Raw genomic sequence first — 19,928 nt, forward strand, 5'->3', positions numbered from 1 at the left:
GAAATTTTACGCGAGCGAGCGGCATATTACTAGGGCTTATTGGGGGTTTTTATCATGCAAATTCATGTGTTACCCCAGTTTGGAGCCTGAGTTTTGCTCAAGGGAAACCCAAACCTCGATTCTGACGTAAACAACTTCCGCTTTCAGCCACTAGCAGCATTTGTAACTAAACTGTAAACTCACACCTGTACCTTGCCAAAATTGCAGCAAACAACACAATAACGACTGCAATTAGACTACATTAACCATATAAATCATTACAAAACAGAAAACTATAAAGTCTATGGCAAACTGACCGATATACATTCGGTTTATAGCCCATTTTATCGAGGCACTCATGAAAGAAGTAAAATTTCGCTGGATAGATCAATATCTTATCCATATGACCTTAAAAACTAAATTCGCTATTCTCTCTATCGTTCCCATGTTAATGATTGTCGGACTGGCGCTTTTCCTAGATAACCAATCCCAGCAAACCTTAATTCAAGGACAGCTCAACAGTCTGCAAAATGCTTCACAACAAATCAACCAAGTCACTGGCAGCTTATATAACAAACTACCAGAGCCAGAACGCCAAACTATCCTTAGCCAGCTAAGTCGCGAAATTGAAGGTAATGTCAGCATTGTTTCGGTAAATGAAGCCGACAGTAAAGCGCAATCCATCGCTCGCAGTGGTGGTGGTATTGATGATAGCGGTAAGCAACCTAGAGCTGTGAGTCGCGTTAACGATCAAAACCTGATCACGATTATTCCCCTAGACAGCAAAGAAATTGATGCCTTGCTCGCCAACGATAACCTGCTGGTTTATGGCCTAATGGCGGCACTCTTGTTTGTGCTATTTTTGTTCAGCTATTACATTTCAACCTTCGTAGGCGGCGCACTTTATACGACAGTGATGGCATTAAAACGGGCCGCATCGGGTGATTTAACGGGGCGTTTAAACTTCTTCGAAGTAAAAGACGAGTTCAGTATCTTAGCCATCAGCATAGATACCTTAGTAGAACGTCAACATACCTTAGTCAAGCAAATCGCAGAATCGACCGCTAAAATACGCGAAGTTGTATCATCGTTTCGTAGCACTGCGCAGCAAGGTCAATCCTTGGCGGTAAACCAGAGACAACATCTGGACTCCTTAGCGACGGCAATGGAAGAAATGACCGCCGCAGTGAAAGAAGTTGCCCGCAATGCCGAACAATCCTCAGCCGAAACCCAAGAAGCCAATCAACAGGTTAGCGCGGGCGGGAAAGATATTGAAACCACAGTTAAGGCCATCGATGTGTTATCGGATGAAATCTCCGCGGCCTCAAATGCGGTGGGTGTACTCAATGACAACGCCAGTAAAATTGATGAAGTGGTGTCAACTATTAATGCGATTTCCCAGCAAACTAACCTACTGGCCCTCAACGCGGCGATTGAAGCGGCGCGCGCCGGTGAACAAGGTCGTGGCTTTGCCGTGGTGGCCGATGAGGTGCGTACTTTAGCGGGGAGAACTCAGGCCGCAACGGTTGAAATCAAAACCATGATCGAATCACTTCAATCGGGTACTCGCAATCTGACACAAGTGATGTCACGTACTGTGAATCAAGCTAATGAAGGTAAACAACACGTACTGCAAACGGGTAAAGACTTAGAGTTTATCGCCCACCACAGCAACAAAGTGTTTGAAATGAGTGTGCTAATTGCGACCTCGGCCGAAGAGCAATCGGCAGTGGCCAACGAGATTGCGACTAACTTAATGGAAATTCGCAACCAATCACACGATGTGGAGCAATCGGCCAACCAGTCGGTTTCAGGTTGTGATGAGCTGCAAGCAACTGCGGGGCAACTGGATCAGTTGATGGTGGGATTAAAAATCTAGTCGAGCATTATTTGATGGAATTTAAATTCACTTAACACCCAAAATGCACAAGGGAGCGATAATCGTTCCCTTGTTGTTTTCATTCTGACGGTCACTTTCCAATCAACAAGTGTCGTTTCAATTAATAAGTTGATTTTCAATCGATAACGCTACGGCAAAATGAATTCACGTCTGTTAATCCACGTCTTTAAGTGGCCATAGCACGATATGATCTTCAATATCCTTCACGCGTCTTTCATCCACCACCTTGCCTTGGATCGACATACCCGCTAAATGCATCGCTTCTTTGGAGCCTGTGAGCAGCGGATGCCAACTCGGTAGCTCACGCCCTGCCGCTAGGCGGCGATAGGCACAACTGTCGGGCAACCAAGTTAACTCATGGATATTATCAATCGTGATCACTGTACATTGGGGGACATGGGTGAAACGGTCACTGTAATGCTGACAGCCTGCCGTTTGATGTTCGAGCAAAAGGCAAGCTGCATTGGTGTAATACAAGTCTTCGGTTTCATCATCTATCAACTTGTTTAAACAACATTTACCACAACCGTCACACAGGGATTCCCACTCGGTTGTGCTCATCTGCGCTAATGTTTTACTCTGCCAAAATGCCATGATTAACTGTATCTTCTTAATAAAAAACCCGCTCAATGCGGGCTATTTTACACTAATTTGTCGTCAGATACGCAATGCCACTGAGATTAACGAGTGTGGTTTCACGCGCCTGAGCTCATTAGCAGCGTCTTGATGCTACCTGGTTAATCTTTGATCCCAAGGCTCAGCTTATGCTCAGCCAATAAATTCACCTGAGGTGGTGGAATTTGTAAATAAAAGCCATTTTCTGCCATTGCTGCTCTGACTTTATGTATATCTGCCATTCCTAACGCGTCGCGCTTAGCGATAGGAAACACCATCACCAACTTTGGCACGCCAAACATTTCCATCAAAGGCACTGGAACATCGTCAAAACAATCTCTTTTCTTCACAAATAAATAAGTATCAGCCTTTCGGCTACTTTTATAAACGGCACATAGCATAAGAATCAAATATCCAATAGTTCAAACTTGCCAGTCAATGGGGCACACTATAACATGGTCGCCTAGTAATTTAATTGTAAAATCAGCGAACCGACTGATGATTTCTGGAGAATAGTGCCGGGATGTCAAAACCTAGCTTAGAGTTAAAAGGCGCTTCTTTTACTCTTTCAGTGCTTCATATTAATAGCAGCGATTTACAAGCTGTCATGACTGAATTAGACCATAAATTGGCACAGGCTCCTCAGTTTTTTCTGGGTGCTCCTTTAGTCGTCAATCTGAGTGCCATTCAGCACGACAGCTTGAATTTAAGTGCGTTAAAGGATCTGCTGATCTCACGTCAATTAGTGATTGTTGGTATAACGGGCGCGACAACTGTACTCAGTAAACAAGCAAAAGACTTAGGCCTTGCCATAGTCAAAGCGGGAAAACAGAGCAGTACCCCGCCGCCGGCCCCGCGCCAAACTAAAATAGTGAAGCAAAATATTCGTTCAGGCCAACAAGTCTATGCAAAAAATGGTGATTTAATCATATTTGGTGCGGTAGGCAATGGCGCAGAAGTCATCGCAGATGGTAGCATTCATATCTATGGCGCATTACGAGGGAAAGCCATGGCAGGCGCCGCGGGCGATACCAGCGCCGTTATCATTGCCCACTCTCTGGAGGCCGAACTCGTTTCAATAGCAGGGCAATATTGGCTCGCTGAAAATCTACAACAACATAGCTCAGATAAAAGCGGCTGCATTCGCCTAAACGGTGAGTCGCTTATGGTTGAATCATTGCCCCTCTAAATGGCAGAACAAAGGATAGAGAGAAACATGGCACAAATTATTGTTGTCACTTCAGGTAAAGGCGGCGTAGGTAAAACCACATCGAGTGCTGCAATTGCGACCGGTCTTGCCATGCAAGGACACAAGACAGTCGTTATTGATTTCGATATAGGTTTACGAAACTTAGACTTGATCATGGGTTGCGAGCGTCGTGTTGTTTATGACTTCGTTAATGTGATCAATGGTGAAGCCAATTTAAATCAAGCGCTGATCAAAGATAAACGCTGCGATAAGTTATTCGTTTTACCCGCTTCACAAACCCGTGATAAAGATGCACTGACCAAAGAAGGCGTCGGCCGTGTTTTAGACGATTTGGCCAAAGACTTTGAGTTTATTCTGTGTGACTCTCCCGCTGGGATTGAGCAAGGCGCTATGATGGCATTGTATTTTGCCGATATCGCCATTGTGACCACGAACCCAGAAGTCAGTTCAGTGCGCGATTCAGACCGTATTTTAGGTATGTTGCAAAGCAAATCACGCCGCGCCGAGCTAAACCTTGAGCCAATCAAAGAATACTTACTGCTGACTCGTTATTCACCGAGCCGTGTAAAATCGGGCGAAATGTTAAGTGTCGACGATGTTCAAGAAATTCTGGCCATTGAGTTACTCGGCGTTATTCCTGAGTCACAATCTGTACTGAAAGCCTCTAACTCAGGCGTACCAGTGATTATCGACCAAGAAAGTGATGCGGGTTTAGCCTACAGTGATACAGTCGCACGCTTACTGGGTGAAGATGTACCAGTACGCTTTATTACGGAAGAAAAGAAAGGTTTCTTACAACGGATATTTGGTAGCTAATTATGTCTTTACTCGACTATTTCAAAAGCAAGAAAAAGCCTAGCACTGCGGTAATGGCAAAAGAGCGCCTACAGATCATCGTGGCTCATCAACGTGGACAAAGGGACACTCCCGATTATTTCCCACAGATGAAACAAGAGATCATTGCCGTTATTCGCAAATATGTGCCGATTTCTGATGATCAAGTTTCTGTGCAGTTAGATCAAAACGACGCCAACCTGTCGGTACTCGAGCTTAACGTCACTTTGCCTGACAGATAAGTCGATGACACAAAAAATGTCATCTTCAATTGAAGATGACATTTTGATGTGGATATTTTTCAGCAATGGATTCAAGTACGAAATATTAAGCACTAGACCTCAAGCTTTGCTAAAGCCTCAGTTGCCAATTCCCCTCGCCAACCGCATAACACTGCTGGTAAATCCCCTTGTTGCTTATCCCAACGCCATTGCAAAAACTCATGGATATGACGTTTAGAACCGAGCATTTCCTGCGGCACATCATGCTTTTCGCATAATTCGACCAAACAGCTTTTAATCGCTTTAAAGGCCGATTTGTAGCCTGATTTTAACGCCAATACATCCACTAACTCGGGTAAATTAACTAAATCCGCAGTTTGTAGCACACGTAATAAATCTTTGCCGTGGATGCGTTTTTCCTGTTCGGTCAAGTCATTGAGCTTAAACAAGTCAGCCGAAGTTTTAGGTTGCTTCTTCGCTAATGCAATAAGACCATGATCTTTGATCACAAAACCTAAGGCTAAATCACGGACTAAGGCTTTTTCAAGGCGCCATTTGGCGAGCACTTTAAGGTAAGCCAATTGAATTTCAGTGAGTTGAAAAGCATTTTTCACTTTCAAATAGGCTGTATCAAGATCAGGATCGGCAAGCCTGCCCTGAGTCATCCTTTCCCCTTCCTCGTATAACCAAGCTAAACGCCCTTGGGCGCTGAGTTTCGCTTCCAGTTGAGGATAGAGCTGATACAAATACAGGACGTCATTGGCGGCGTAGCTTAACTGGGCTTCCGTTAAAGGACGACGGATCCAATCTGTACGCGACTCACCTTTATCGATCACTTCACCAAGGCAAGTTTCAACTAACTTGGCATAACCCACACCGTGGCCCATACCACACAAAGAGGCGGCAATTTGGCTATCAAACAAAGGCGTAGGCTGACATTTGCCATAGTGGGCAAAAACTTCTAAGTCTTCACTGCAGGAATGCACTAGCTTAACGATATTCGGGTCCGATAACAGCGCCCAAAACTGGGCTAAATCAGGTAAAGCGACCGGATCAATCAAAGCTAAGGTTTTACCATCATAGGCTTGGATCAAACCTAACTTGGCATAATAAGTACGAGTACGAACAAACTCGGTATCTAACACGAGTATCTTACTCTGTTTATATTGTGCAACGAGGGCATTAAGGCTTGCTTCATCACTCACATATTGAAACGCTGACAAATTCTTCTCCAGATCCTGTGGGTCAATCACAGTCCATAAAAACAAAAGCCGGCAAATGCCGGCTTCAATCTTACGCGCGCTTAGCTTCGTCTCTAAGCTCTCGTCGCAAGATTTTACCCACGTTGGTTTTAGGTAACTCGTCCCTAAATTCTACCAGCTTCGGCACTTTATATCCCGTTAAATGAATACGGCAGTGCTTAATGATGTCTTCAGCGGTTAAAGATTTATCTTTTGCCACCACAAATACCTTCACTAACTCACCACTGGCGTCGTTTGGCACACCAACGGCAGCCACTTCAATCACTTTAGGATGAAGTGCGACCACTTCTTCGACTTCGTTAGGGAATACGTTAAAGCCTGATACTAAGATCATGTCCTTCTTACGGTCGACAATATAGAAGAAACCTTTCTCATCCATATAACCAATATCGCCCGTAGCTAACCAACCGTCAGTATCGATCACTTTGGCGGTTTCTTCAGGACGTTGCCAATAGCCTTTCATCACCTGAGGACCTTTACCGAACAGTTCACCGGTTTCGCCTTGGGCTAATACCTTGCCGTCATCATTACGGATTTGGATCAGTGTCGAAGGGGCAGGAAAACCAATTGAACCGTTATAACCGTCTAAGTTATATGGACAACAGGTTAATAAGGGTGAGGCTTCCGTCAGACCATAACCTTCAAGTAAACGGGTTTTAGTAATGGTTTGCCATTTATCCGCCACGGCTTTTTGTACCGCCATGCCGCCACCGATAGAAAGTTTTAAGCGTGAGAAATCCAACTGGGAAAAATCATCACTATTCACTAAAGCGTTAAATAAGGTATTCACCCCAGTTAATGCGGTAAAAGGATACTTTTTCAACTCAGCCACAAATCCTGGGATATCGCGAGGATTGGTGATGAGTAAATTCTGACTACCTTTGTGCAAAAACAGCAGGCAATTCACGGTCAAGGCGAAGATGTGATACAGCGGCAAAGCCGTTACGACAAACTCACTGCCATCGTTTAAAGCGGGAGAATATGCACCATCGGCCTGCAATACGTTTGCGACAATATTACCATGGGTCAACATAGCGCCTTTAGAGACCCCTGTGGTACCACCAGTGTATTGTAAAAATGCTAAGTCATCGTTAGTAACTTCAGGTTTGATGTATTGCATGCGACGACCCGTTGATAAGGTATCGCGCATTGATAAGGCATGGGGTAAATCGTATTTTGGCACTAACTTCTTGATGTACTTCACCACAAAGTTCACTAAGGTACGTTTTGGTGCACTTAATTGATCACCTAAACTGGTGATAATCACGCTTTCAACGGGAGTTTGATCGACCACTTCTTCTAAAGTGCGGGCGAAGTTTGACACCACCACAATGGCTTTAGCGCCAGAGTCAATCAACTGATGTTTAAGTTCGCGCGGTGTATAAAGTGGGTTAACGTTAACAACCACCATACCTGCACGCAAAACACCAAACAGTGCAATGGGATACTGCAACAGGTTTGGCATCATCAAGGCGACACGGTCACCCTTTTCAAGCTTTAATTCATTTTGTAAATACGCAGCGAATGCTCGGCTGCGTTCTTCCAATTTACGATAGGTTAGCGTGGCACCCATGTTGATAAATGCAGGTTGATCTTCATACTTAGCCACCGCTGTCTCGAACATGTCGACAAGCGATGAGTATTGTTCCACATTAATTTCAGCAGGCACATCTTCTGGCAAATGATTAATCCAAGGCTGATCCACTACTCTCTCCTAAATCCCCACAACTGCGGAAACAATATCCATACAAGCGTCAAGACTCGATAAATACCGAGTTAAAATACCGGCTTACATTTTATAGTTATTGATTTACTCGTCATAAATCATACGAGCGTTTTAATTTTGATCATCATCACATAAAAAAAACAAAAAACCTAGCGTCTTTTTTATACCCATATAAGCAACCTATTAAACGAATTTGCGGATCAAACGTGCAACGCCTTCGGCATTGTCCATATGCACATGATGATCGCCCTCAATTATGTGCTCAGACAAATGCTTGAACCACGTTCTTGCCTTAGGTATCGCGCTCTGCAACTGACTAAATCCCTGTTTGCCACAAATTAATAAGGTTTCGACATTGATGTCCTGCATCAAGGCATCAACTTGGGCGAAGGTTAATCGTTGGGGTGAATCTAATCTTAATCGAGGATCACTACGCCAACCTATGCCATCACCTTCGGGCTGCATATTACGATCGAGCAACAAACGACACCAAGGTTCGGCAAGTCCTGTTAAATGTGCCCTCGCCCGCACCGCAGTATCTATACTGTCGTAAATCTTTGCCTGCCCATGTTTCTGAGTTAAATACTTCTCATGCTGATAGAAGCTTTTTTTCAATCGCGCCTTAGCTTGCGTTGGCAACTCAGACAAGGGGCTTAACGCTTCAATCAATACCAGCTTGTTAACCTTTTCGGGAAACGTCGCCGTATAAGCTGAGGCAATAATACCGCCGAGCGAATGCCCAATCATTGCCGCTGGCTTTTGCGGTAATGCCGTTAACAACGCGTCTAAATCATACAAATAATCAATCCAATGCAGTGGATAGTGTCCCGGCCTATGTGCAGAAAAGCCGTGTCCCGGCCAATCAATGGCGAGCACTTGATAATCGAGTAAATGCGCTAAAGGTTCAAAACTGTTGGCGTTATCTAACCAACCATGTAAGGCAAGCAATAAAGGTTTATCCTTCGCCCCCCATAATCGGCCCGCGACCGTAATATGAGGTAATACAAATTCGATTTGATTTTTGGGGGCGAAAGATTGCCACATAATGCCTCTGATGTCAGGTAATTAAGATGATTTTTTGACAAATTTAAGTGTCATACGGTCACTTTCACCGATCGCTTGGTATTTTTCTTTATCGGTATCACCCAAGGCAAAAGAGGGCGGTAGCGTCCAAACACCTTTGGCGTAATCTTTCGTATCTTTGGGGTTCGCATTGATTTCTGCACTTTCAACTAAGGTAAAACCTGCTTTTTTGGCTAAAGCAACCATAGCAGCTTGATCCATATAGCCAGTGCTGAAGTTCATTCCTTCGTTGGCTCTATGCTCTACCACGCCAAAGATACCGCCGTCCTTCAACACTTTATAAGACGCGGCAAACACGTTTTCCAACTGATCTGTTGATGCCCAGTTATGTAGATTTCGGAAGGTTAATACCAGATCAGCACTACCATCAGCGCCTAAATCCATCTTATGTGGAGGATCGAAGGTAACAATCTTAGCATTGCCCATGACGTCTTTATTGGCAGTCATCCACGCAGCATACTTAGTACCCGCGTTAGCGCGATAACGATTTCCGGGAGTATCTGTCGCAGGAGCCGTTTCGAAACTGGCTGCGATATATTGGCCCTCTTTAGCAAGATAAGGCCCTAATATTTCACTGTACCAGCCATTACCCGGCCAGAGTTCAATCACAGTCTGTTTTGGGGTAATGCCAAAAAAAGTTAAGGTTTCAGCGGGATGACGATAAACGTCACGACTGGCATTTTTAGCCTGACGAAAATCGCTTTTTAAGACTTTATCTAAGCTTTCATCGGCATAGGTAACACTCGAACATAAACCAGCAAGCAGCAGACTGGCAACTAAGGTGACTTTTTTCATTGTAATTCTCCATGGATACCGAAGGCTTAACCTAGCAGCCAATGGCCAAAAATCCAAGGAATAGAAGTCGGAAAACTAAGCTTTAAGCGACATAAGTGGTTATAGCTCAAAGTGATGAGCAAAATCACCTTTACCTAAATCAACAAAGTTCAAAGCAGAAAAACGATGGGGAAAACACTAGACGACTGAGGCATTAAACAAGCTTGAGAACTAACGACTTGCGGCATTATCTACGCGGCGCCACGCAAAATACAAAGCGCAGGCACTGGTTAATAACCATAATCCCACCCAAATCCACGCGGGGATCCAAGAACGCTCGGCCAACATCACTGCATCACCTTGGCCATCAAGCCCGAGCAACACAGTCGGACTCGCAAGTGCATTAAGCATGATCATCAAGCCAATAATACGCAAAAACTGAGTCAACATTTTGTTTTGACTGAGTTTAAGCGGTAACAACAAAATAATAGTCAGCACAGCTAAAATCGCTAACGTGAGAATATCCCTGCCCCAAAGCAAGCCGCTTAGCACGACTAAGGCACCTAGCAAGGCAAAACTCACGCGGATCCCCTTTGGCCAAGTCGCTAATAAATAGATTAAATATCCCCAACAGGCCGCACCAAAATACCCTGCAAAGCCAATAAACATCGGCGAGCCGCCTTGGCTAAAACAAAATCCTGCGCCATTCGGAAACAACTGAATATGGCTGACCACGCCCGAGCTTAAAATCGTTGCAATGCCATGGGACAATTCATGGAAATAGCTTTCAAGCCATTTAAACGGCACGCTCAAATAGGGAATTCGAGTTATCAATAAAGCTAAAACTAGCTCGATAATAAACAAACCACGGCTTGGCACACCGCTTGTGGCTAAGCCTGTCAGTTTAGAAGAGGAAAATCGCGAGGTTGAACTAGAAGACGTTTTTTGATGCTCAAGCATACAAGTCCACACCCACCATTTGCTGAATTTCATCGCGTTTGGCGGCATGTTGGGTTTGTAAATATTGGGCAATCGCTCCCTGATGGCCGCGAGTATCTTGCTCATACTCGAGGTGCGCACCAAGCCTTGACTGTAAATTTCCTGCTGCGCTTTTACTTTTATGCTGAGTTTCTAAACTAAGGGCTTCGACGGCATCTTGCTCAATCACTGGGCGTGACGATTCAGGCGCAGTCAGCCCCTGAGCGATAGCGGGTCTATTACTCGCTACAGCATTCGTCAAACTCATTTGATTCACATTAACTTGCATCAAGAAGCCTTAAGTTTGCACTATTCATCGTTAAGCCATTCATCGTAAAGAATGCTTAGCATTAATTGCCTGAGATTCTATCGCAGATACTCAGGCAAAGAACAGCTTATTCACGACCGGGTAACTTTTTCCATGTGACTGTATCACGTAAATACACAGGTTCAAGCTCATCGACCGAGGTTGTCAGTCCTGCTTTCATGCCTGCTTCAGCCAATATCAGCATAGCCCTTGCATCGGGATATTTCACGGCCTCGAGAGCTAAAATCCCCTTGCCGAGTGCCAGTAAATCGGGATAAGCATCAAAACCTGTACCGCAGCCCACAATTGGCGCTTGAGTATCGAGCAGAAGTAGTACGTCCGCAGGCGCACTGACCACTTCTTTACCGACAAGCGTTGCAATACCATCAACGGCCACAAACTGGCCCCAATACACTTCGCCCATGCGCGCATCAATGGTGCACAAAACTTGCTCGGCTTGATGCTGGCTAATCGCCATTTGTGCCATTGCCGCTAAGGTTGAAATACCAATCACAGGCAAATCTAACCCCAGTGCCAGACCTTGCGTCATGCTCGTGCAAATACGGATCCCCGTAAAACTGCCAGGGCCTCGTCCGTAAGCAATCGCAGTCACTTTATCTAAGCGAATGCCCGCTTGCTTGAGCACTGAATCGACCATAGGCAGCAGACGTTGACTGTGTTCACGCGGCGCATCGGCAAGTTCAGCATACATCTGACCTTGGTATTGCAGCGCAGCTGAGCAGGATTCGGTACAAGTGTCTAAGGCAAGAATACAAGCAGAGTGTTCGTGTGTTATTGTCATTTCAAAACCGGATTAGCGGGCAAGATTTCGCATCAAATTTACATAATCTGTATTGCGCGAATATGCCATGAGAAAACTGGCGCAAATAATAACATTAAATGCCCGAAAACAAAGGGCTAAGCAAGCAACTCAGCTAAAATAGCGCTCACATGATATTCAGTCGCAAATCTGGACGAGATGGATTTATGTGATCTAAGTCAATGATCAATAAACTCATTAATGAATATAGCTCGCTTGGGGAAACTTTTTCAACTTTGATTGTCAGAGCAGAAAAGTAAGGGGCGAATTTATCCCTTGCCTTTCCCTTAGTATTGTACGATTGCTTTAACCCGCTTTCGATAAGGACATTTCATGTTAAACACGCCTCCATTGCGTCGCTTAAGACGCTTACGTAATTCAGAAGCAATGCGCGATCTGCTGCGCGAAACCCATATTTCGCTAAGCGATCTTATCCATCCCCTGTTCATTGAAGAGCACATCACCCATGCTGTGCCTATCTCCACGTTACCTGGCATCAGCCGTTTACCTGAGAGCGCACTGGCGGATGAAGTTCGCGAGCTTTACGCCCTCGGGATCCGCTATGTGATGCCCTTTGGGATTTCCCACACTAAAGATGATAAAGGCAGCGATACGTGGGACGACAATGGTTTACTCGCCCGTATGGTGCACACCATTAAAGCTACCGTGCCTGAGATGATGGTAATCCCCGACATTTGTTTTTGTGAATACACAGACCACGGCCATTGCGGCGTGGTGCACAATAATGAAGTCTGCAACGATCTCACAGTCGAAAATTTAGTTAAGCAATCGATAACAGCCGCCAAAGCGGGCGCTGATATGTTAGCACCATCGGCCATGATGGACGGTCAAGTGAAAGCCATTCGCCAAGGGCTCGATGCCGCAGGTTTTGAACATGTGGCGATTCTGGCCCACTCGGCAAAATTCGCCTCTTCTTTTTACGGTCCTTTTAGAGCAGCGGTTGATTGTGAACTCAGCGGAAATCGCAAGGGATATCAACTGGATTATGCTAATGGTCGTCAAGCCCTGTTAGAAGCCTCATTAGATGAAGCCGAAGGCGCCGATATCCTGATGGTTAAATCTGGCACCCCCTACTTAGATGTGCTCAGCCGTTTAAGACAAGAAACCCACTTGCCACTCGCCGCCTATCAAGTCGGCGGTGAATATGCGGGCATTAAATTTGCCGCCCTTGCGGGCGCGTTGGATGAGCGTGCGGTGGTGACTGAAACGTTTATCGGCTTAAAGCGGGCGGGTGCAGATTTGATTGTCAGCTATTACACTAAACAATACGCCCAATGGTTAACTGAAAGCCGATAGTTGCGTCGGTAGCGAATCAAAAATTACGCTAATCGTTAAATCGATAGCTAAGCGGCTTGTTAAGAGAACAACTAGGTTTTGCACTTTAGAAACCCCATAAAAACGCCACCTTTATCGGTGGCGTTTTTGTATTTAACACCTTGTGCTAAATCGCTTAAGCCTTCTGCAATCTTGCAAACAAGGCTTTCACTTTTTCCACTTTAGGACGCACGACCATCTGACAATAGGGCTGCTCACCGTGTAAAGCGAAGTAGTCATTGTGATAATTTTCAGCGGGATAAAAAGTATCAAACGCTGAAACCTGGGTCACTATCGGCGCATCAAAAACCTTGGCTACTGCTAACTGAGCAAGCATAGCGGTAGTTTGCTCTATCTGCTCAGCATTATGGGTAAACACCACGGAACGATATTGTGGCCCCTTATCATTACCTTGGCGATTAAGCGTGGTCGGATCATGGCTCTCAAAAAAGACCTGTAATAGCGTCGTAAAATCAATTTCCTCAGGGTTGAACTCGATATGCACAACCTCCGCGTGGCCGGTTTGGCCCGAGCAAACAGATTTATAATCGGCATCATGGGCTTCGCCGCCGACATAACCTGAAGTGACATTCACCACGCCCTTTAGGCTTTTAAAAATCGCTTCGACGCACCAAAAACACCCAGCACCCAAAGTCGCAAAGTGATTCGGTGCTGGTTCAACAGCATCATCCATCCCTTTGAAAACCATAGAAACTGAGTTAACACAGTGACGGATATTGTTAGGTGTTAACATTTCACCTTCAAAGACATGCCCCAAGTGACCACCGCACTGGCTACAAACAATTTCAGTTCTGCGGCCGTCAGCGTCTATGTGGCGGGTTACAGCGCCGGCAATTTCATCATCGAAGGCAGGCCAGCCACAATGGGCATTAAATTTATGCTCAGAGCGATACAAGGGGGCATGGCATTTTTTGCATAAATACAAACCCTTAGCATCGTGCTCATAATACTCACCACTAAAGGGGCGTTCAGTGCCTTTCTCTTCGATAACATAGCGTTCAAAATCGGTCAGTTTATTCATATTAATGCCCTTTCGACTCACGTCGTTGTGTATTTCGATATTCTTTGATTAAGAAGCTGATTTATAAGGAAGCCAACATAAGACCCACTCCAAGCAAGATTTCTTGCACTCGGCTTCAAAATGCGGCTGACATCAATCCAATCACAACAAATCTAATGCCCATACTAACGGATTTGGTGACTAAAATCTTACCACTCAAGTAAGTACTAATATAAGTGTTCATATTAAGTACTCATATAAGCAACTGCATAAATGACGGAAAATACGGCAGTTGATCCAGATCACAGTCGCTGAGTATTTGCACCCACATCAGTGCACGGCTACACTTGCAGCGGGTCAAATTACAACTAAATATAACAAGTAGAAACCAAAATGAAATTAGAAACCATTGATTACCGCGCTGAAAACAGTGCCCAGCAATTCGTTGAATCACTTCGGGAAACTGGCTTTGGTGTTTTATCTAATCATCCGATTGATAAGCGCTTAGTTGAAGACATCTACACCGAGTGGCAAGCCTTTTTTAATTCAGAAGCCAAAAACGACTATATGTTTAAAAAAGAAACTCACGACGGTTTCTTCCCTGCGTCGATTTCTGAAACCGCTAAAGGCAACACAGTCAAAGACATTAAAGAGTACTACCACGTGTACCCTTGGGGCCGTATCCCCGATTCACTGCATGCCAATATTCTCGCCTATTACGATAAAGCCAACGCACTGGCTGCAGAACTATTAGAGTGGATCGAAACCTACTCACCAGAAGACGTAAAAGCCAAGTTTTCGATGCCATTGCCAGAAATGATCGCCAACAGCCAAAAAACCTTGCTGCGCATTCTGCATTACCCGCCGATGACGGGCAGTGAAGAAATGGGCGCCATTCGCGCCGCGGCCCACGAAGATATTAACCTTATCACAGTGTTACCTGCAGCCAATGAGCCTGGATTGCAAGTGAAAGCCAAAGATGGCACTTGGTTAGATGTTCCAAGCGATTTTGGCAACATTATTATCAATATCGGTGACATGTTACAGGAAGCCTCTGGCGGCTATTTCCCATCGACGTCACACCGCGTCATCAATCCTGAAGGTACGGATAAAACCAAGTCGCGGATCTCTTTGCCGTTATTTTTACATCCAAACCCTGCTGTAGTGCTATCGGATCGCTATACCGCTGACAGCTATCTGATGGAAAGATTGCGCGAACTCGGGGTGATCTAAGCCTTAATTCAGCCTATTAATCCAAGCAACAATCGCAAGAGACAGTCAAGGATTAAGCGATTAAAGCGCCTTAGGGCGCTTTTTTTATGACATTCGCCACCTTCAAGGTAGAATAGCCGTTCTTTAAGTTATTTAGGACAAGGCGTTATCATGGCAATTCAGTGGTATCCGGGGCATATGCACAAGGCACGCAAGGAGATTGAAGAGGCAATGCCTCAGGTCGATCTTGTTATCGAAGTGCTGGACGCGCGTATTCCCTACAGTAGCGAAAACCCCATGGTGGCTCAGCTTCGAGGCGACAAACCTTGTATCAAACTGCTCAATAAATCTGATCTGGCCGATCCAGAGATCACCGCACAATGGATTGAATACTTAGAGCGTGAGCAAGGCGTCAAAGCCACGGCGATCACAACGCTGCAAGCGGCAATGGTGAAAAAAATCCCTGATCTCTGCCGTAAGCTAGTGCCAAGTCGCGATAAAACCGAAAAAGACATTCGCACTATGATCATGGGGATACCCAACGTTGGGAAATCTACCATTATCAATACCTTAGCTGGCCGTGTTATCGCCAAAACTGGTAACGAACCTGCGGTAACCAAAACCCAGCAACGGATCAATTTACGTAACGGTATCGTGCTGTCGGATACCCCAGGTATTTTATGGCCCAAAGTGGATAACGAAGCGAGCAGCTATCGCCTTGCCGTCACTGGCGCCATTAAAGATACGGCGATGGAATATGAAGATGTGGCCCTGTTCGCCGCCAAGTATTTCTTAACCGCTTATCCAAAAGAGATTTGTGAGCGCTATAACTTAAGTGAATTACCAAAGGATGATGTCGCACTTCTCGAGGAAATCGGCCGTAAACGTGGTGCGCTGCGTCCCGGTGGTCGCATCGATATGCACAAGGCATCAGAGTTATTACTGCATGAATATCGCTCGGGGAAAATAGGCTTACTCTCGCTAGAAACGCCTGCGATGGCAGAGCTTGAAAAGATTGAAGTCGCCCGTATCATGGCCGAAAAAGAAGCCGAGAAAGAAGCCAAATTGGCAGCAGAGAGACTTAAACGTTCAGGCAAACGCCATAACGACTAGTCAGCCCGCCACTCTACATTTGGAATATAAGGCGCAGAGTTTGTTAAAGACGTTAAAGACAAGACGCTGATGACTTTTATATTCCAGCTTATGGCGCTCATTCATCAAGTTTAAAATTAAAGCCAGTATATTGAATATACTGGCTTTTTATTATCAAAAACGGAAAGCTTGCGCTAAAAAACACTTTTACGCCAATGACTTCTGCGTGCCTGATATAAGCTCTCAATATCAGCCAGTCATCATCCTCTTAGCACAATACACCAAGGAGCCATCTTGGGTTTGACTGCACGGCAAAGGTGCTTTAGTCGCGGGATAGATCTACCACTTCTTTCAAGTTTTCTAATGGTACCCACCCTGATTCTTCACTGACAGCTTTTATACACCATACCCAGCCATTCAACATTCGTGTGCCAATGAGTTGTTCCCCTTCATGCACATTAAGTTCTCTTGCCGTATAGTCCTCAAGCGCCAGCCCGTTGGCATTTTTTAGGCGCTGAATCACTTGACCAGGAACCCAACCAGCATCTTGCCCTGGCGTAGTGCAAAGGAACCAGAGATCCCAGCCTTCAGGACCTGCATATTTGTCTCCAACGACAAGAGGATCACCTTTTTTGAACGTAATGGGGTTAGGAAACTCACTTTCATGTGGATTGACAACGATATATTTCTTAGTAATCATGTATTCAGTTAACCTTTTGATAAATATTAGTAAAAATTAACTTTATTCGCTTATTAAAGCACGCCCAATTAACGCTCAGTTTGAGTGAAACTTATCAGTTTTCTATCAGACATACTATCCGACGACACACGCATGCACAGTTTTCAAACCAATTATCAGCATAAAAAACTGTAATATTTTGATTTTAAATACGATGACAATAAACTGCATTATGAGTAGGAAAATGCCAGTTAGCGTAATATGAAGGTATATTCAGTTAGCCAAAAACCGCGCCAATTTGCACGCGGTTTTCAATGGGAATTAACAGCAAGCTAATGAATAATTACAACTTTTTTAACTTATTTTAAGGTCTTCCAAAACATGATCTGCAGCCTGGAATGCCAACGCTGCCAAAGTGAGGGTTGGATTACCCGTTGCAACTGTTGGAAACACTCCGCTACCGACTAAAAACAGATTGCTATGATCCCAAGATTGCTGACGATGATTCACCACCGACGTATCTCTGCAGTCCCCCATTCGATACGTCCCCACAATGTGTCCAGCACCGTAAAACGTAAAATTATGGCCCTGATATTCAAAATTATTCGACGTTACTTGACTCTTATCACCATAAAATACCGGCGCAGGCGGAGCCTTGGTATATTCCCGCGCATCAAGGGCGTCAAAGAGTTTGGTCGAAATATCTTTAGCCGACACGAACGCATTGCGCACATAATCTTCGCGGACTCGATAGGTTAATTTTGGGCGCGGTAAACCTAAATTATCAGTCAAGGTCTCAGACAGTTCGACACGGTTTTCCGGATCAGGCAATTGCTCAATTAGATAGCCCATACGAATTTGCCGTGTGTAAATACCATTCAAGATATTCACCAGTGAGGCACCAAATAAGGCGCTATTCGCAGACATGGCGGGATCAAACCGTAATGAAATTCCCTGCTGATTGACAGAATCCCCATTTAATTGCGAATTATTTTGTCCAAATACAAAGTCGGCTAAGGTCGTGAATGGATCATTCGCAGCCCACTGCCAACCTTCATTGCCGATTTCAATACGATAGGCGGCACGGTCTTTACGAAAGGCGCCATCGCGTAAACTTTCGATACCCGCAGTAGATAAAGGCCCCCGAAAACCATAGACAGGATCTTTCGCCAGACCCCAGGCCAAATACATAATGTGATCCATCAAATTACGCCCCACTTGATCGCTATAGTTGGCGACGCCGTTCGGACAGGCTTTATTACGTTTAGACATGAGCAATAATTTAGGCGTCTCAATCGCGTGAGCTGCAATCACATATTTTTTACCCGTAACGGTACCGCCGCCCGTCGCTATCCCTCCGTGAGTTTGATAGGTCACATAATCAATACCAACAACATCCTTTGTATTTTCATCCACTTGAACATTTGTCGCAACATGACGATAAAACACATCAACATTGCCGGTTTGCAATGCTCGCCCGAGCGTCACAGTGGCATCGTATTTGGCTTGGATAGGGCAAATAGGAATACAATTCGTATTCCCCGCACATTGACGGCGTTCACCCGGTAATGAATTGCGCCCCTGAGGGGTTGGCGTGACTGACAATTGAATATTGTCGTACACCATATCGCTCACAGCTTGTTCATATTGTTGATCAACTAAAGATGAAACAATGCCAGGCATTGGGTAATCGTAATTCGGCCCATAAACACCATCCGGTGAAACATGAAATCCGCGATAAAGCTGATCCATCGCCTCTTTGTCACCTGCGACGCCAATCTCATTGGTCGCCTGTTCATAGTAAGGAACCAGCGCCTGATAAAATTGTTTTCCACCGGGCCAATCCACCCCCTGCTTATACTGGGTTTGCAACTCAAAATCATTGGGCAATAAATGCAAACTGGTTCCTAACCAATGCCAAGTTGTGCCGCCGCCAATACGCTCATAGGAACTAGCAAAAGCAAACTTTGCTTCAGAGCTGTCAGGTTTCAAATGCTCTGGTTGCGGCGTGTAATCGAAATAACATTGCTTTGGATTACGCCATGCGCCAATTTGCAACACGGTATAACGCGGCACATTCTCCTTCGCGGGATCAGGCAATCCGAGTGGATTATCCGCCGTCGATGCCGCTGGATTTTGCGTGGTTGGAGGATAAGGTGACTCTGGTGTTTTAGCATTGGCTTTAAAAAAGGTTTCCATGTAACCACTGCGGTCAACCGGCACTTCCTGCCCTGCTTCGAGGATTAATACTTTTTTCCCCGCCATCCCCAGTTGATAAGCCATGATAGAACCGGCAATACCTGATCCCACAATAATGACATCGTAATTGGTTTGAGTGCTCATACAGCACCTCCTTGATGACCCGTATATGCCGACAGTACAGCGGGTGGTTTCGCCCAATAGCCATAGCGATAATTTGAATCCCCCATCGGATGAGCCTGCATAACTTGCCAAACTAAACCTGTGGTATAACTTTTTGCCGAAATCATATCGCTAACCGTGGTTTCCGGTTCTGTATCCGTCGCGGGAATAATGGTTGGCCATGCACCTGAGTACCACATAAAAATCAATTTACGACAGGCCAACACAAAATTAGCCCCGTTGTCTGGTGCCAGCATTTGCGTGCCAATTTGTTGATCTGATAATTGCTGCGCTTTTAACGCCGCAAATTTTTGCAGAATAGTTGTAACTAAAGTTGGGTCCTTCGATTCTTCGGTTATTTTTTGCGTAAACACGGCTAAGTATTCGGATTTAATATCCACGGGATCCAATGTCGGGGCAATAATACTGGTAGCAAAGCCGGTTAATACCGCGCTCAAACCAATAAAATTATTCATAGTATCGGCAGTCGCGCCTGTAATATCAGTCATGATGAGTTCC

20 protein-coding genes are annotated in these 19,928 nt (G+C 45.1%); 7 read left to right on the forward strand and 13 right to left on the reverse strand.

Annotation, left to right across the window (positions count from 1 at the left end):
- The first annotated feature begins 337 nt into the window (after nt 1–337).
- Nucleotides 338–1,858: a methyl-accepting chemotaxis protein gene (locus tag KO537_RS01665; RefSeq protein ID WP_219233711.1), complete on the forward strand. Its 1,521-nt coding sequence runs from the start codon at nt 338–340 to the stop codon at nt 1,856–1,858.
- A 174-nt stretch (nt 1,859–2,032) separates the two neighbouring features.
- Here the strand turns inward: KO537_RS01665 and KO537_RS01670 are convergent, their stop codons facing one another.
- Together KO537_RS01670 and KO537_RS01675 are read right to left on the reverse strand one after the other, a co-directional pair.
- Nucleotides 2,033–2,473 carry a YcgN family cysteine cluster protein gene (locus KO537_RS01670; RefSeq protein WP_219233712.1) on the reverse strand — a complete coding sequence of 147 codons (441 nt, stop codon included), beginning with the start codon at nt 2,471–2,473 and terminating at the stop codon, nt 2,033–2,035.
- Nucleotides 2,474–2,616: 143 nt separating this feature from the next.
- Nucleotides 2,617–2,895, reverse strand: a complete 279-nt coding sequence (locus tag KO537_RS01675; RefSeq protein WP_028760191.1) for a YcgL domain-containing protein — start codon at nt 2,893–2,895, stop codon at nt 2,617–2,619.
- Nucleotides 2,896–3,017: 122 nt separating this feature from the next.
- Between KO537_RS01675 and minC the strand changes: the two genes are divergently transcribed.
- Genes minC through minE form a run of 3 tightly spaced genes read left to right on the forward strand, consistent with a single transcriptional unit; the run spans nt 3,018 to nt 4,780 of the window.
- Nucleotides 3,018–3,683 (forward strand): septum site-determining protein MinC, encoded by a 666-nt coding sequence (gene minC, locus KO537_RS01680; RefSeq protein ID WP_006086392.1) that lies wholly within the window; start codon nt 3,018–3,020, stop codon nt 3,681–3,683.
- A 27-nt stretch (nt 3,684–3,710) separates the two neighbouring features.
- Nucleotides 3,711–4,520 carry a septum site-determining protein MinD gene (minD, locus tag KO537_RS01685; RefSeq protein WP_006086391.1) on the forward strand — a complete coding sequence of 270 codons (810 nt, stop codon included), beginning with the start codon at nt 3,711–3,713 and terminating at the stop codon, nt 4,518–4,520.
- A 2-nt stretch (nt 4,521–4,522) separates the two neighbouring features.
- Nucleotides 4,523–4,780 carry a cell division topological specificity factor MinE gene (minE, locus tag KO537_RS01690; RefSeq protein ID WP_028760193.1) on the forward strand — a complete coding sequence of 86 codons (258 nt, stop codon included), beginning with the start codon at nt 4,523–4,525 and terminating at the stop codon, nt 4,778–4,780.
- 92 nt (nt 4,781–4,872) lie between these two features.
- On the opposite strand, the gene rnd is transcribed toward minE, so the two are convergent.
- From rnd to tsaB, 7 genes are all read right to left on the reverse strand, one after another.
- Nucleotides 4,873–5,982 (reverse strand): ribonuclease D, encoded by a 1,110-nt coding sequence (gene rnd / locus KO537_RS01695; RefSeq protein WP_028760194.1) that lies wholly within the window; start codon nt 5,980–5,982, stop codon nt 4,873–4,875.
- Nucleotides 5,983–6,052: 70 nt separating this feature from the next.
- Nucleotides 6,053–7,726, reverse strand: a complete 1,674-nt coding sequence (gene fadD / locus KO537_RS01700; protein ID WP_028760195.1) for a long-chain-fatty-acid--CoA ligase FadD — start codon at nt 7,724–7,726, stop codon at nt 6,053–6,055.
- Nucleotides 7,727–7,930: 204 nt separating this feature from the next.
- Nucleotides 7,931–8,791: an alpha/beta hydrolase gene (locus KO537_RS01705; protein ID WP_219233713.1), complete on the reverse strand. Its 861-nt coding sequence runs from the start codon at nt 8,789–8,791 to the stop codon at nt 7,931–7,933.
- Between the two features lie 21 nt (nt 8,792–8,812).
- Nucleotides 8,813–9,625: a class I SAM-dependent methyltransferase gene (locus KO537_RS01710; protein ID WP_028760197.1), complete on the reverse strand. Its 813-nt coding sequence runs from the start codon at nt 9,623–9,625 to the stop codon at nt 8,813–8,815.
- Nucleotides 9,626–9,835: 210 nt separating this feature from the next.
- Complete coding sequence (locus KO537_RS01715; protein ID WP_219233714.1) at nt 9,836–10,564, reverse strand: M50 family metallopeptidase; 729 nt, start codon at nt 10,562–10,564, stop codon at nt 9,836–9,838.
- Entirely contained in the window at nt 10,557–10,871 is a 315-nt protein-coding gene (locus tag KO537_RS01720; protein ID WP_219233715.1) for a hypothetical protein, read from the reverse strand. The genes KO537_RS01715 and KO537_RS01720 overlap by 8 nt, the downstream gene beginning before the upstream one ends.
- Nucleotides 10,872–10,977: 106 nt before the next feature.
- Nucleotides 10,978–11,691, reverse strand: a complete 714-nt coding sequence (tsaB, locus tag KO537_RS01725; RefSeq protein ID WP_219233716.1) for a tRNA (adenosine(37)-N6)-threonylcarbamoyltransferase complex dimerization subunit type 1 TsaB — start codon at nt 11,689–11,691, stop codon at nt 10,978–10,980.
- A 351-nt stretch (nt 11,692–12,042) separates the two neighbouring features.
- Between tsaB and hemB the strand changes: the two genes are divergently transcribed.
- The gene (gene hemB / locus KO537_RS01730) at nt 12,043–13,026 is read left to right on the forward strand and encodes a porphobilinogen synthase (protein ID WP_219233717.1); all 984 of its coding nucleotides are present in this window, start codon (nt 12,043–12,045) and stop codon (nt 13,024–13,026) included.
- Nucleotides 13,027–13,180: 154 nt separating this feature from the next.
- On the opposite strand, the gene KO537_RS01735 is transcribed toward hemB, so the two are convergent.
- Complete coding sequence (locus KO537_RS01735) at nt 13,181–14,086, reverse strand: bifunctional methionine sulfoxide reductase B/A protein (protein ID WP_219233718.1); 906 nt, start codon at nt 14,084–14,086, stop codon at nt 13,181–13,183.
- A gap of 372 nt (nt 14,087–14,458) precedes the next feature.
- Between KO537_RS01735 and KO537_RS01740 the strand changes: the two genes are divergently transcribed.
- Together KO537_RS01740 and ylqF are read left to right on the forward strand one after the other, a co-directional pair.
- The gene (locus tag KO537_RS01740) at nt 14,459–15,298 is read left to right on the forward strand and encodes a 2OG-Fe(II) oxygenase family protein (protein WP_219233719.1); all 840 of its coding nucleotides are present in this window, start codon (nt 14,459–14,461) and stop codon (nt 15,296–15,298) included.
- 150 nt (nt 15,299–15,448) lie between these two features.
- On the forward strand, nt 15,449–16,390 hold the full coding sequence (gene ylqF, locus KO537_RS01745; protein ID WP_011919190.1) for a ribosome biogenesis GTPase YlqF: 942 nt from the start codon (nt 15,449–15,451) through the stop codon (nt 16,388–16,390).
- A 301-nt stretch (nt 16,391–16,691) separates the two neighbouring features.
- Here ylqF and KO537_RS01750 read toward each other — a convergent pair whose 3' ends face one another.
- The 3 genes from KO537_RS01750 to KO537_RS01760 form a co-directional block, all read right to left on the reverse strand.
- The gene (locus tag KO537_RS01750) at nt 16,692–17,069 is read right to left on the reverse strand and encodes an SH3 domain-containing protein (RefSeq protein ID WP_105253107.1); all 378 of its coding nucleotides are present in this window, start codon (nt 17,067–17,069) and stop codon (nt 16,692–16,694) included.
- A gap of 333 nt (nt 17,070–17,402) precedes the next feature.
- Nucleotides 17,403–19,391, reverse strand: coding sequence for a GMC family oxidoreductase (locus KO537_RS01755; RefSeq protein ID WP_219233720.1), 1,989 nt, complete (start codon nt 19,389–19,391; stop codon nt 17,403–17,405).
- Nucleotides 19,388–19,918 (reverse strand): hypothetical protein, encoded by a 531-nt coding sequence (locus tag KO537_RS01760; protein WP_219233721.1) that lies wholly within the window; start codon nt 19,916–19,918, stop codon nt 19,388–19,390. The genes KO537_RS01755 and KO537_RS01760 overlap by 4 nt, the downstream gene beginning before the upstream one ends.
- Nucleotides 19,919–19,928: the final 10 nt, after the last annotated feature.

Origin of the sequence: Shewanella sp. NKUCC01_JLK (genome assembly GCF_019345615.1) — a bacterium.
GTDB lineage: Bacteria > Pseudomonadota > Gammaproteobacteria > Enterobacterales > Shewanellaceae > Shewanella > Shewanella oncorhynchi.